This is a genomic window from Methanosarcina sp. UBA411 (genome assembly GCF_002495725.1).
Lineage (GTDB): Archaea > Halobacteriota > Methanosarcinia > Methanosarcinales > Methanosarcinaceae > Methanosarcina.
Window position 1 is genome coordinate 322,053 of the sequence record NZ_DAGK01000034.1, and the last position, 14,365, is coordinate 336,417.

Below are 14,365 nucleotides of genomic sequence, written 5' to 3' on the forward strand. Positions count from 1 at the left end.
AAATAAAAATGTTTGATTTTCTGCAATACAGTTTTATTCAGAATGCTCTGGCAGCCGCTGTTCTTGCAAGCATAGCCTGCGGGATTATAGGAGTCTACGTTGTAGTTAAAAAAATAGTCTTTATAAGTGGAGGGATAGCGCACGCTTCCTTTGGAGGTGTTGGCTTGGGCTATTACCTCGGAATCAACCCCATGTTCGGAATTCTTCCTTTCAGCCTGCTTTCGGCCCTTGTTATGGGAACTGTTAGCAAGAAGTCTAAAATCCCGGAAGACAGTGCTATAGGTATACTCTGGTCTCTTGGAATGGCACTTGGAATAATTTTTGTCTATCTGACTCCTGGTTATGCTCCTGATCTTATGACCTATCTATTTGGGAATATTTTAACAGTTCCTCGTTCTGATCTTTACTTTATGTTGGTTCTTGATATAATAATATTAGGCGCAGTTTATCTTTTTTACAAGGAATTTCTTGCTCTCTGTTTTGACGAAGAATTCACAACCGTGCAGGGTCTTCCTACTGAGAAGCTTTACCTTTTCCTTCTCTGTATCATTGCTCTGACAATCGTAGTGCTCATCAAGGTCGTGGGTATCATCCTTGTAATCGCTCTTCTTACCATTCCTGCTTCTCTGAGCCGCAAATTCACCCATAACCTGAAGAAGATGATGCTAATTTCCATAGTTTTCGGAACTGTGATCAGTGTAACTGGAATAGGTCTTTCATATGCTCTGGATGTCCCATCCGGTGCAACGATCATTTTAGTATTGAGCCTTGTGTACGGATTTGCAGTTTTTGGGATGGAAATACTCGAGAGTAGAAGAAATTCCGGGGCTTAAAAGAACCCTGAGCTTCTTTTACAGATAGAAAATATTTCACGGGCTTATCAGGAGTTTTTCCGAAATAATTCAGTATTCATCCTGCACTCGCTCAAGAATTATCTAAAACTCTTCTGAACATTATTTTAATTACTATTCAAATATTTTTTTGTGAAATTGAATAGTAATTAATTATAATTATATTTATTCGGTTTTATTAAGACATAATTTTATATATGGTGAGATGCAAGAGCCTAATCGTTTAATTTATTATATTTTATAGAATCCCAGGACTAAATCTCTCAGGCTGGGTTTATAAAGAAAAACGGAGTCTGAAGCATCTAACCCATGTGCGTATAACCGCTTCGAGTGGGGAAGCAACGGATACGCTGGCAACTAAGTATTTATTGGGAGCTATCCTAAGCCAATCCATAAGTGTATCTGAAAGCCACATAAAAGCAAGTGACTGAACCCGTCATATGAAATGGAAGCCACTGTACTTATTAAAATAAATACCGCAATCAGGATGATAAAAATGAACCGTGATACAACCCGGGATCAAAATATAAAAGAAAATGAAACTTTCGCTGGAGAATACCTCGATCTTCCGGATATCCCCCTTCCGGAGACCGATAATGTTCTGTATTCAATCCTGAACTCATTAAATCAGAATATTGCAGATTTTCACACCTTTGTGAAATTCAACCCCTTTCTGTCTGAGGACCACCTGAATGTTGAATTGCTGAAAAGAAGCATGGGCATTCACAGGGACTTTACAGCTCTGTTCCTGCACACTAAAGAAGAACTGTTATTTACCTACCCCGAATTTATTGAGAAAACTGAAAAGGTGCTGTTCAAGGGAAATGTTGGTACAGACTGTATAAAATATACTAACAAATTATGCAGAACAATAAGTGATTATAAAATAGCTCTGCACAGAGAAGGCTATTTGCCTGACCTGAGAAGACAGTTGCCGTTAGTTGATCTGTAATCATTCAGTAACTTACTTTTTTCAATAAAATTTTTTTTTAATTCGGATTTAAATCCAGGATTCCATTCTTATGTCTTTTTAATATCTCGATAATTCTAATTCGAGTAATTCTAACAATTTGAAAATCAAGGATACTTCCAGGCTCAATCAAATATAGAAAAGAAAATTTTCTTTCCTTGTTTATATATAAACTTATTTTATATATTACGGTACTTCCAGAATTTTATATTTAATTTTCAGTACATCCGTAATTTTATATAATCAAAAGATATCTGAATTGCCAGGCATCTGTGAAAAACGGTGTCTTTGAAAAACGGTGTCTTTGAAAAACGGTTCTTAAAAAACAGTTCTTAAAAAACAGTTCTTAAAAAACGGTTCTTAAAAAACAGTTCTTAAAAAACAGTTCTTAAAAAACGGCATTAAAAACAGATGCCTAATCACACTTAATGAGAAGCCTATTCATAGTCTTATTCTTTCTTATTTTGCATAAATTGCTTTTTCAGTTTTTAAGGCGCTAAGTTGACTATATAATATCCACAGTAAAATTTCAATTTATTCAGAGAACTTTTATATAATCTATGTTAATGCACATAGCCAGCTTTAGACTCTAATTTTGCTACTTTTCACTTTAGTTTTCGAGCCTATCCCAAAACCTAAAATTTGCTTCTTCGGTTTCCACATTTTAAGTGATCAATCGAGCTTCAAATCATGAAAGTAATCCAGGATAATTCTGATAATTGAGAATGAAAATGGATTTTGGGATGAACTCACTAAAAAATAAAAGTAAAATAAAAAAGCAGAGCTTCAGTTTTTACTGAAGTCCAAAGTGCTTTATGTTCCAGTCTGCAGTAGCCTGGATCTTCTTGATTTCTTCTTCACCGCCTTCCATGGTGAAGAGGTGTTTGAACCTTTTCTGGGTCCTCAGGTATTCCTCAACTGGCTTGGGGTCCTTAACCTTCCTGACCTGGGTAATTTCCCCGTTTTCCATTTCGTACATTGGCCAGAGGCAGGTTTCGACTGCGAGTTTGGCGATTTCTAGGGTCTTGGAGGTGTCAAAGCCCCAGCCTGTTGTACAGGGACAGTGAGAGTGTATATAAGTTGGGCCCACGATTTCGGTGGCTTTCTTGACCTTACGCATCATATCTCTTGGGAAGCCTATTGAAGTTGTTGCAACATAAGGAGAACCATGAGCTGCCATAATAGCAGGCATGTTCTTCTTGGGGCGTGGGTTTCCAAAGGAGACTTTTCCGGGTGGAGTGGTAGTTGTGCTTGCATCGAAAGGAGTTCCACTGCTGCGTTGGATTCCGGTATTCATATAAGCTTCGTTGTCCATACAGACATATGTGAAGTCGTGGCCTCTCTCGAATGCGCCCGAAAGGGAACCGAGTCCTATATCCATAGTAGAACCATCTCCTCCGATTGCCACAATCTTGATATCATCCTTTTTGCCAAGAGCCTTCAAAGCAGCTTCCACACCTGAAGCCACTGCACCTGCGTTTTCAAAGAGGGAGTGGATCCAGGGAACCTGCCAGGAGGAATACGGGAAAGGTGTGGACATAACTTCAAGGCAGCCTGTCGGATTAACTACAATTGTATTTGGGCCTGCGCCCATGAGTGTGAATTTTGCAGCAAAGGCATCACAGCAACCTGCACAGCCGCTGTGCCCGGATGTGATATATGTTTTTGGTGCAGTTTTACTCATAGCAACTCCTCCTTAAGATCCAGAAACTGGCTTTCAACCGTGATTCCGGACTTTGCAACTTTTTTGGTTTCTTCTATAACCTTTGCAATACTTTCCACACGAATGTCACGGCCTCCGTGCCCTATAGTATAGCCAATCACAGGTACACGGACTTTACTATTGTAGAGGCAGGACTTGGTTTCTGTAAAGAGCGCTCCTTCGTTTGTCCCTATGGAAATGTTCTTATCGAGTACGACGACGGCATGAGCATTCTTAACAGCTTCGCAGATCTGTTCCTTCGGGAAAGGCCTGAAGGATCTGACCTTTAAGACACCGATCTTTTCTCCTTTTGCTCTGTACTCGTCAACAACATCCTTGACAGTGCCCAGAATAGAGCCCATAGACATGATAATAATCTCGGCATCATCAAGCATATATCCATCAATAAGTCCTCCGTGATATCTACCAAAGATTTCTTCAAACTCCTTTGCAACGGCCTCGATTTTCGGAAGAGCTTTCTGCATTGCCTGCTCATGGAGATATCTGAACTCTTCATAAGTATCTGGGGCTGCAAAGGCTCCGAAGGTCTTGGGATCTTCAGGGTCGAGAATATCATTGGGCTGGAAAGGCGGAAGGAAATTGTCAGTTAATTCCTGTTCAAGTAGGACAACAGGCTCGTAAACATGAGACAGGATAAAACCATCCATGCAGACCATACCTGGAACCATTATCTCATTGTCTTCTGCGATTTTATAGAGTTGGGGTAGAGTGTCACATGCTTCCTGAACATCCTCTACATAGAGCTGGATCCAGCCTGTATCCCTCTGCGCAATCGCATCCTGGTGATCATTCCAGATGTTGATTGGAGCACTAATTGCTCTATTTGCCACTGTCATTACAACCGGAAGCCTCATGCCTGAAGTGTTAAAAAGTGCTTCATGCATGAGCAGAAGTCCCTGAGAAGTTGTGGCTGAGTAGGTTCTTGCGCCTACTGCTGATGCTCCTATGAGGGCAGAAATTGCCGAGAACTCGGCTTCCACATTAATATACTCACAGTTAGGGATTTCCCCGTCTGCTATAAACTGTGACAGGTCTTCAACAATATGTGTCTGGGGAGTAATCGGATAGGCTGAAATAACATTTGGACGGCAGACCTTTGCAGCATGGGCCACAGCATAGGAACCTTCTACAACGACCATTTTTTTCTTGTAAGCTGGATTAATCATTATTTCTCCTCCAGAATCATTTCAATTGCATCTGCAGGGCACTCATTTGCACAAATTCCGCAGCCTTTGCAGTAATCATAATCATATTCAAAAAAGCCGTCTTCCCTGGGTTTGACAGACATATCAGGGCAGACAATTTCGCAGATGCCGCACTTGGTACATTTTTCGTAAATATAAACAGGACGGAAGTTTCTCCAGCCTCCGGTTTTGTTTTTAAGGGTAGACCCAGGTTTACAAACTCTGCAGCGTGAAATGTTTAAACCTTCCTCTTCCTCTTCATTTTTCAGAACTTCGGGTCGTATCTTGCGGTCTTGTTCGGATCCGTTACTCACGCTTCTTCCCCCTTTATAAGCTTGTAGGCCTTCTGAATTGCATTTGCATTCTTTTCTCCAACCTTTCCTGGAAAACGAGCCTTTATTGCATGCTGGATTGACTCAACATTGATTTCTCCGGTTGCACCCGCAAAGGCACCAAGAAGGACGGTGTTTACAATGGGAACTCCTATAATATCCATTGCCACCTTCGTAGCATCCACGGTCATGACCTTAGCTTTTGTATCTAGTTTCAGGCTTTCCGGCTTTTCAGTTGTGTTAACAATAATTATCCCATCATCCTTTATCCCGCTTGCAACGTCAACAGTTTCGAGCAGGGTTGCATCCTGGACGATAACATAATCCGGAGTGTAAATCTGGCTTCGTAGCCTTATAGGATTATTGCTAATCCTCGTGAATGCCTGGACTGGGGCACCTCTACGCTCTACCCCAAAAGCGGGAAAGGCCTGGCTGAACTTTCCATCTTCAAAAGCTGCAACTGAAAGCAATTCAGCCGCGGTAACAGAACCCTGGCCTCCTCGACCGTGTATTCTGATTTCCTTCATCTGGATTCTCCTTTTAATGAGATTTTATCTATCGTTTTTCTAATTTTTCTGTATTTTTGCTGTTCTCGGCAGTCTGTTTGGCAAGTCTTAATTAGCTGTCTGGCACACTGCTATTAATCGAATACTAATCGAATCAACCTAATGTTATCCAATTTACTAATTTGTCAGACATAATAGGTATCAATCAGCGTCTGACTCTTTCTTCAGGCACTACTACGATATAAAATAAATATAAAATGTATATGTACTTCAGGGATCCAAAACCTAAATGGCAAATGTTAACCTGGATCTCTTTCATACCATTGAGTTATAATTAATATCGAAAGATTTATTTTCAATTCTGGGTTCACGCTGTTTTGTGCCTGATAGTTCATGGATAATAGTGTAGAATATTATTAGGCTTTCGGTGAATTAAAAGAAATTATTATATATATTTCTAATCTCTAATTTTTTTTTTAAACGTATTATATTTGTTATTTTCCAGGTTAACCTGTCTCTTGTTCACGTTTTGTCACACATTGGCCGTAAACAAAGATCTTTTAAAAAATATGGAATATTTTAATATTTCTCCTAATAGGAATCCTTTATTAACTCAATCATCGCCTTTCCATCTTTCAGATTATTAATCTTTTCCCTAATCTGCCGCGAGCCACGCAGCCCTTTTGTAAACCAGTGAGCGTGCATTCTTAGATTTGTAGATGTGTAAAGATTATATTCTTCAAGTAAGGCGATATAGTTCTCAAAGTTCTTCAACTGCCGTGCCTGCCTGTCAAATTCCAGCTTTTCCCCGGTTTCCAGATAGTGCCTTATCCTTTTAAAAATAAAGGGATTTCCCATTGCTGCGCGCCCTATCATAAGCCCGTCACAGCCTGTAAAATCAAGGGTAGCTTCGGCAGACTCCTCATCCCTTATATCCCCGTTTGCAATCACTGGAATGGAAATTTCATGTTTGACGGCTCGGATCACTGTAAGGTTCGAACTTCCGGAGTACATCTGCTCTGCTCTCCTGCCATGTACGGTCAAGGCCGAAGCTCCAGCTTTTTCGATCAGGCGCGCAATCTCAAGGGTTTTTTCATCCCTCTTCAGAATTCGGATCTTTACAGTTACAGGAGTCTTCAGCACATCGGTTAGCTCTGAGATTATTTCGTATACAAGTTTCTGGGAATTGAGAAGAGCCGAGCCACATCCTGTTCCCGTAATGCGCTGCGCAGGGCAGCCCATATTCACGTCGATAATCTCAGGACTGTACTCCTCTTCAATAAAGAGTGCAGCTTCCCTCAATTTCTCAGGAGAACTTCCTACAAGCTGAACTCCGAAAGGTCGGTCTTTAGGGGAACAGATACCTTTGAGAAGAGATTTTCGGTTTTCGTTGAGCAAGGCATCTGCGCTGATCATCTCGGTATAGGTAAGGTCAGCTCCATTCTGCCTGCAGAGCAGCCTAAAAGCCAGATTTGTCACATCTGCCATAGGTGCAAGAAGAAGATTTCCAGGGGTTTCGGTTTTGCCGATTTTTAATTTATTCAGTTTCATTTTTCCGAATGTTTTTTATTGATTTTTCTGTTTTTATTGTTTCTTAATTATTATTCTAACGGTTTTTTCATTTCTTACCTTTATTTATCTGTTTTGGAATTGTTTTGCTTTCAAAGACTGTAGTCTTATTGTGATATTTCCTGTAATTTCTTGAAGTCTTTTATGGTTAAAAGCATCAACCAGAAATAAAAAGGATAAACTAGGAAATCAAAGCTTTAAAAGAACAAGTGTCTGAACCAGTTTCTTTACAAACTGGCTCAGAGCTTAAAAAGATAAGTTGTGGATATAGACCTTGCTCATGAGAAGATCAGTCTGACATATCCCAGATAAGGAATCCTGTACTGTGCGGTTCCTATAATCCATTCGTCTTTTACAGGCATATTATAGCTTATCTGTCCTTCTTGGTCATAGTGAGTGTTGGTTATAACATTGTCTCCTTTGGTAATATAACCGGAATACGGAGCAACTGGGCCATTCTCCCACATAGGCTCTCCCGCTTCTACTCTGTACATGGCCCTATGAATTATTGGAGTCACTCCTTCCTCTCCATATGGGCGGTAAAGAATCACATCTCCGTAATCTGAAAAAGACTTATAGTCTGTATTTTTTCCTTCCTCATTTGTGGTAATGTCCACTCTGTCGGCGCTTTTGATGAAGATAATATCTCCTACTTGCATATGCGGTTCCATACTCCCCGACTCCACCGCAACCATAGGAGTCCAGAGTCCGAATGCCAGCTTGGAAAGGACCATGAAAATGATCACGACAGCTACAACAGACAGCAAATCCTTCCCAAGGGAAACCCAGGGTTTTTCCTGTTCCTGGACACTGTTTTCCTTATTAATCTCGCTCATGTTAAGCCTTTATTCTTTTGATTTTATTCTTTTAGGTGCTAGGTGCTGCGTTATATTCTATCCTATTCTGTCCGAATCTTATCTAATTGAATTTATTATGACCCAAGGATTAATATGATTTTAAGACTATATGCAGCCGCAGAACTATTTCAGTCATACATTCTACTTTTCTGACTTATATAAATTAGTCAAAAATTGATTTGTTAAGCCTTTTAATTAAATTTATTGAAGACCTTATCTTTATCTATATTAGTTTTGAACTGACTCTTTTGAATTGATTCTTTTATAATTTTTAAACAAATAATGAACAGATTCATTCTATATTAATAGGAACTAATACTCATTCTACAATAGATAGGAATTAATAACTATAAGTATTCTATCGAGAATACAAAGGCTTCATAAAATCTTCTATTATGGTAGCAAAGTAAATTTAGTAAATTAGTTTCGTATCTTATTAATTTTTATATTTTAAGCAGCTTTTGCTTTAGTCTCTGCGAGTCTTGAGTGAGATCGGTTACAGTGCCAGATCAGGCACGAAGATTTGAAAGAGCTCAGATGAGTTCGAAAGGTCAGGTTGGAATTATGGAAAGAAAGGATATTATAAGGGCTATTATGGAAAAAGAGTATCAGATCAGCCCTGAAGCCGTGGAGCTCATCTATTCCAGTAACTCTCCTGAAGACCTGCTCAAATATATCCTCTCAACTGTAGATGACTCTGTTATTGTCATAGGAACTGAACATATAGATCTTGAAGGCTTTGCCGCTTACGGAAAGGTTTCAACGCTGAATTCTACAAAGAAAGAAAAAAACCCTGATGACACAGAATATGAAAGAAAACCTGATTTCAAAACTTTAACAGGGAAGTTCCCCTCGGACAAAATAAATGCCCTTGATACAGAGAAAAAGAAAATTCTTTCGGGAGCTCCCATAATTTCTTCCATACCAAGTAATCCACCGTCTGAATCTGACTCTTTTTTAGTGCCCAATTCTCTTTCAGAGTCCATTCTTTCCTCAGAGCCTGATGTTATTATTACAGCTCCTGAGCCGATTATAAAATCACTTCAAGAATCTGTTCCTGATTCTATTTCAGTTCCGGATATGGTTCCAGATATGGCTTATGAACCAGCTCCGGATATTCTGAATACTCCGGATACTCAATCAAATGTGGTTTCATCTGACGAAGCTTCTGCCTCCCATCTTGCCTCTGCCTCCCTTTCTTCAGTAAAGGCAGCGCCTCCGCCTTTCTCCTCTCTCCCCTCTCAGGCTATAAATAGGTCATCTTCTTCTTTTTTTGGGCAAGGGAACTCTCTTCCCCCCTCTCCTTCAAATAGAATTTTCAGGAAAGAGTCAACTTCCTCCTTTTCTGGAATCGGATTTCTTTCTGGTTCTAAGAACGAGGAATACAAGCACTATCCAGGCAGAAATCCTGTGACTGTATTTTCCGATATAACAGGGCATTCCACCTGTGTAGGGGAATACATGCAATTTGTGCAGTATTTCAGGGATAGATACAGCAGGCTTTCAGAGATTATTCGGGGAAGGATCAATGCACGTCCCATCGAAAGCTTAAAAAGAAGAAGCTTTCGCCGAGGAGGAGGAGACGGAGGTTCTGAGGAAATCTCGATTATAGGCATGGTTTCGGACATCAGCAGCACAACAAATGGACATAAAATTCTTTCGTTAGAGGATCCGACAGGTTCTTTTCCAGTTCTTATTCGGAATTCAGATAAAGAACTTTTTGAATTTGCATCAAGAATTCTCCTCGATGAGATCATAGGTGTAACGGGTTCGGTAACAAATGACGGAAGCCTCATGCTCGCCACAAAGCTAATACAACCCGATATCCCGAATAATGTCCAGCGCAGAACCGGAAGCCACGGTAAAGCTGTACTGATTTCGGATGTGCACGTGGGTAGTTCCCAGTTTATGGAAGATGCCTGGCTTGATTTCCTGGATTTTTTGAAAGGAGAATCGGACTCAGAAAGCATGCGAGAGCTTGCAGCCAGTATTCGTTATCTTGTTGTTGCAGGAGACATTGTTGACGGAATAGGGATCTATCCTGACCAAGAAATGGAACTGGAAATTCTAGATGTCTATGAACAGTATAGGAAAGCTGCCGAGTATTTCAGGGAAATTCCCGAGCACATTCGCGTAATCATAAGCCCTGGAAATCATGATGCTGTCCGCCAGGCAGAACCCCAGCCCGCTCTGCCGGAAAATATTCAGGCTTATTTCCCTCAGAATATTGTTTTTGTTGGTAATCCTGCTTTTCTGGAGCTTGACGGTGTCCGTATTCTTATCTACCACGGCAGGTCGATTGACGATCTTGTGGCGAGCATCCCCGGAGTCTCATATCAGGAACCTGCGGGTGCAGTTCTTGAGATGCTAAAACGCAGGCACCTTGCTCCTACCTATGGGAGCAGGGTTTCCATATCTCCTGAGAAAAAGGATTATTTCATAATCGATCCTGTGCCCGATATCATTCATACAGGCCATGTCCACACCCTTGGAGTCCAACGTTATAAAAACGTCCTTCTGGTCAATTCTGGAACTTGGCAGGGCCAAACAGAGTTCCAAAAACGTGTAAATCTGGTGCCTGTTCCTGCAAGAGTCCCAATTGTAGATTTAGAGAATTTTGACGTAAAAATTCTTGCTTTTGACTGATTTTGATTGGATTTTGTTTATTCAGCTTACCCTAAATCAGTTATTAAGGTAGTCTAATAAATATGCAGAACTGAAAGATATTTGTGTTAAGGTTATGATTTTGCTTATCATAGCATATATCTTTGCAGAAGGGACACTATTATATATTAGACCCCTTGAAAAATGATGAGTTTTTTAAGGGATATTAAACCTTATTTGTCCAATTAAAGTACATTTAATTGGGAAGGGACTGAAGCTATGTTTAATTAGGTAAATAAGGCTTAATATATGTTCAAAAACTGATCATCTTTTGAGGAGTCTAATATTAAAGTATATGGATAACTTTACGTAAATATTAGTTAATGCTTATTAACGTCATCTATCTATCAAAAATATGTGAATATTGTAGCAACTTTGGAAAAGAAACACAATTCTTTTCTGGTCATGTCCGTAAGTTATTGAAAACCATAAGCTTAAGAATATCTATACATTTTCCACAAAGTGGGGAATGTGCCCGATTTTCCAAATAAAATCAACAACTCACGGACAAGATCTGAGATTAATTGTATTCAACTGATTAAGATTCAGTTGAGTTTTAATCGAGAGTCGAACTTTTTTAGCCTCTGGTAAGATCTAAATTATTACAGGTTACAGTTGGTTTGTATAGAGTTCTGAATCTCTCCAAAATTATTTTCCGATCCTTATATATACCTCAAAGATTTAATATTCGAAAAATGCCGCTAGAAGAAAAAAAGGAAAACGCCGGGAAAGATTTCCCGGAAATTCAGGAAGAAAATCTGGAAGGAGAATCTACTGTTCTTCCATTTGACATTCCTGATTTCAAAACTCTCCTGAAAAAGCAGGGCTATGCTTTGGCAGGCCGCCACTCGGCCGTTAAGACCTGTCTCTGGCTCAGACACGCTATGAATGACCAGGGGTTCTGCTATAAATCGAAGTTTTATGGAGTTCAGTCTCATCGATGCCTTCAGATGACTCCGACGCTTATGTGCAATCAACGTTGCCTTTTCTGCTGGCGCCCGACTGAGGTTCCTGTTCCTGCGCCCGAGGAGTGGGATTCACCTGAGAAGATAGTGGAAGAAAGTATTGTCTGCCAGCGTAAGTTAATTACAGGCTTTGGCGGTTCTCCTAATGCACTTAAGGAACGCTGGCTTGAGGGCAATGAACCAAACAATGTTGCAATCTCCCTGTCAGGTGAACCAACCTTTTATCCTTATCTCCCTGAACTTATCGAGGAGTACGAAAAAAGAGGTTTTACGACATTTCTTGTCACAAACGGCACAGTTCCCGACATGCTTGCAAAAGTTTCCCCTTCCCAGCTCTACATGAGCCTCGATGCTCCGGATCTTGAGACTTATCTTAAGGTCTGCCAGCCCAGATCGCCTGCCCTATGGGAAAAGATCAATGAATCTCTGTCCCTAATGAAACAGAAAGAATCAAGGACAGTTATCAGAACCACCCTGGTAAAAGGTGAAAACCTGTTCAAGCCTGAGGCTTATGCCAAGCTAATGGAAAAAGCCTCTCCTGATTTTGTGGAGATAAAAGCGTATATGCATCTGGGTTTTTCAAGGCTCAGGCTTGACCGATCTGCAATGCCTACTCACGAAGAGGTCTTAGAGTTTTCAAAGGAACTTGCAAAACATCTTGGGTATGAAATCGCAGACGAATCTGAAATTAGCAGGGTAGTCCTGTTATCAAAGGATGGGAAAAAGTCCCCTGTCAACAGAAATAAATCTTCTGTCAAAAGGGTTTCCTATCTTGATTAAACTCAAGTTTTCTACCATTAGTACTAATAATAATTAACCTCAGAGTATACAGAATGATTCTTATATATCTATAAATATATAATCTAAGTCGGGGGATAGAAACAAATATAAACTCATGTTTCAATTAGGATATAGTTCCAGCATGGATTAATCCAGTTTTATAGTCATATACAGTTTGAGTAAAATTATGTCTCACATCTAGTGATATCAACAGAACATGAAAACGAACAAGTTTACGCCTTATAGGCACTGGCTTTTTTCCGAAATTTCGGAATGTCGGTTTTTCTGACAGCGTACTCTTACTTTCAGTTTTTCATGTTCAAAGCGGTTTTTACATTCAGCTTTCGGTCGGGACTGAACTCTCTGTGTTGATTTGTCGTTATCAAATCTTTCATCACCCTTGTTGAGCTAACCGAAAAGCTAAACGAATGATGGACTGAATAACAAAAATTACCAAGATTCATATTTAAAATGTTAAAAGTGAGATTCTTAAATGTATTTTCAAATTCCGTAGTTCAAATTGATTCTAAGCTCAAGACGATTTGAGTTCAAATTAATTGAAAGTTCAAACTTATTCACTAGTCCAGTTAATCTGCCTTACATTTATCAATCTCAATCGAAAAAGTAATCTCAAATTCAATAACGGATTCAATTTCAAATTTACCATAAATATCAGAATTTTGCTATCTTCATGGGGAACTTTTAAAATGACTGAACAATCTGCACACGAAAAATACGAATTTAAAAAGAAGCTTGAAAGCCTGAGGGATAAGAAAGGAAGAAGTACCGAGCTAATCTCGCTTTATATTCCTCCTGACAAGCAGATTTTTGACGTTACAAACCAGTTGAAAGACGAACACGGGCAGGCTGCAAATATTAAGTCTAAGCTTACCAGGACTAATGTACAGGGGGCCATTGAATCTCTCCTTTCAAGGCTCAGATATTTAGACAAGGTTCCTGAAAACGGAATAGTTTATTTCACAGGGGCCGTGGATATCGGAGCTAACAAGACGAGTATGGAGAGCGAAGTAATTGTCCCTCCTGAACCCATTACTGTTTATAAGTATCACTGTGACTCCTCTTTCTATCTTGAGCCTCTTGAGGATATGCTCAAGGATAAGGGCACGTTTGGGCTTCTGGTGCTTGACCGCAGGGAAGCCACAGTAGGGCTTCTGGTCGGAAAAAGGATCGAGGCCTTTCGCAACCTTACCTCAACAGTTCCGGGAAAACAGAGGAAAGGTGGTCAGAGTTCTCATCGTTTCCAGCAGCTCAGGCTAATTGCCATCCATGAATTCTATAAGAGGATAGGAGACGCCGCAAATGATATTTTCCTAGCAGTTGAGCCTAAAGATCTCAAAGGTATCCTGATAGGAGGCCCTTCTCCTACGAAGGAAGAGTTCTATGCCGGAGAGTTTCTGCACCACGAGCTTATGAGAAAGATCCTTGGGCTCTTTGATACGGCTTATACTGACGAATCAGGGCTCTCGGAACTCGTGAATGCTGCCGCAGATAAGCTTCAGGATCTTGAACTCATGGGGCAGAAGAACGCTGTCAGGGCCTTCTTCAAAGAACTTATTTCCGACTCAGGTAAAGTAGCCTATGGGGAGACCCAGGTACGAGCAAACCTTGAAATCAACGCTGTGGATGTGCTCCTGCTTTCCGAAGATCTGCGGGCTGAAAGGGTAACCACGAAGTGCAGTGTTTGCGGATATGAAAATAAGTGGACACGGCGCTGGAAACCTGGAGAATCTGCCCCGACAGCCGGGAATTGTCCAAACTGTGGAGCTTCCCTTGAAGTCACGGACGTTACCGATATCGTTGACGAGTTCTCAGCCCTTGCTGACAAAAGCAATGCAAAAGTTGTTTTCGTGTCTACCGACTTTGATGAAGGGTCACAACTCATGAACGCTTTCGGAGGCATTGCTGCAATTCTAAGGTATAGTACTGGAGTCTAATCTCATCCG

At 40.4% G+C, this 14,365-nt stretch carries 11 protein-coding genes; 5 read left to right on the plus strand and 6 right to left on the minus strand.

Annotated elements, in window-relative coordinates:
• Nucleotides 1-8 precede the first annotated feature (8 nt).
• Together BP861_RS14655 and BP861_RS14660 are read left to right on the plus strand one after the other, a co-directional pair.
• Nucleotides 9-833, plus strand: coding sequence for a metal ABC transporter permease (locus tag BP861_RS14655; protein WP_292376742.1), 825 nt, complete (start codon nucleotides 9-11; stop codon nucleotides 831-833).
• A gap of 514 nt (nucleotides 834-1,347) precedes the next feature.
• Entirely contained in the window at nucleotides 1,348-1,803 is a 456-nt protein-coding gene (locus tag BP861_RS14660; protein WP_292376801.1) for a hypothetical protein, read from the plus strand.
• Between the two features lie 811 nt (nucleotides 1,804-2,614).
• Here the strand turns inward: BP861_RS14660 and porB are convergent.
• The 6 genes from porB to BP861_RS14690 all read right to left on the minus strand — a co-directional run bounded on the left by porB (nucleotide 2,615) and on the right by BP861_RS14690 (nucleotide 7,971).
• A complete protein-coding gene (gene porB, locus BP861_RS14665) occupies nucleotides 2,615-3,505 on the minus strand; it encodes a pyruvate synthase subunit PorB (protein WP_292376743.1) in 891 nt (296 codons plus the stop codon).
• Complete coding sequence (porA, locus tag BP861_RS14670) at nucleotides 3,502-4,710, minus strand: pyruvate synthase subunit PorA (protein WP_292376744.1); 1,209 nt, start codon at nucleotides 4,708-4,710, stop codon at nucleotides 3,502-3,504. Before porA ends, porB begins: the two co-directional genes overlap by 4 nt.
• Nucleotides 4,710-4,997: a pyruvate synthase subunit PorD gene (porD, locus tag BP861_RS14675; protein WP_292376802.1), complete on the minus strand. Its 288-nt coding sequence runs from the start codon at nucleotides 4,995-4,997 to the stop codon at nucleotides 4,710-4,712. The genes porA and porD overlap by 1 nt, the downstream gene beginning before the upstream one ends.
• A gap of 41 nt (nucleotides 4,998-5,038) precedes the next feature.
• On the minus strand, nucleotides 5,039-5,587 hold the full coding sequence (locus BP861_RS14680; RefSeq protein ID WP_292376745.1) for a pyruvate ferredoxin oxidoreductase subunit gamma: 549 nt from the start codon (nucleotides 5,585-5,587) through the stop codon (nucleotides 5,039-5,041).
• Nucleotides 5,588-6,157: 570 nt separating this feature from the next.
• A complete protein-coding gene (dusB, locus tag BP861_RS14685; protein WP_292376746.1) occupies nucleotides 6,158-7,117 on the minus strand; it encodes a tRNA dihydrouridine synthase DusB in 960 nt (319 codons plus the stop codon).
• 296 nt (nucleotides 7,118-7,413) lie between these two features.
• The gene (locus tag BP861_RS14690) at nucleotides 7,414-7,971 is read right to left on the minus strand and encodes a signal peptidase I (RefSeq protein WP_292376747.1); all 558 of its coding nucleotides are present in this window, start codon (nucleotides 7,969-7,971) and stop codon (nucleotides 7,414-7,416) included.
• A gap of 615 nt (nucleotides 7,972-8,586) precedes the next feature.
• On the opposite strand from BP861_RS14690, the gene BP861_RS14695 reads away from it, so the two are divergent.
• The 3 genes from BP861_RS14695 to prf1 all read left to right on the plus strand — a co-directional run bounded on the left by BP861_RS14695 (nucleotide 8,587) and on the right by prf1 (nucleotide 14,356).
• Nucleotides 8,587-10,638, plus strand: coding sequence for a DNA-directed DNA polymerase II small subunit (locus BP861_RS14695; protein ID WP_394339184.1), 2,052 nt, complete (start codon nucleotides 8,587-8,589; stop codon nucleotides 10,636-10,638).
• Nucleotides 10,639-11,351: 713 nt separating this feature from the next.
• Nucleotides 11,352-12,401, plus strand: a complete 1,050-nt coding sequence (twy1, locus tag BP861_RS14700; RefSeq protein ID WP_292376748.1) for a 4-demethylwyosine synthase TYW1 — start codon at nucleotides 11,352-11,354, stop codon at nucleotides 12,399-12,401.
• A gap of 707 nt (nucleotides 12,402-13,108) precedes the next feature.
• Nucleotides 13,109-14,356 (plus strand): peptide chain release factor aRF-1, encoded by a 1,248-nt coding sequence (prf1, locus tag BP861_RS14705; RefSeq protein ID WP_292376749.1) that lies wholly within the window; start codon nucleotides 13,109-13,111, stop codon nucleotides 14,354-14,356.
• The last annotated feature ends 9 nt before the right edge of the window (nucleotides 14,357-14,365 follow it).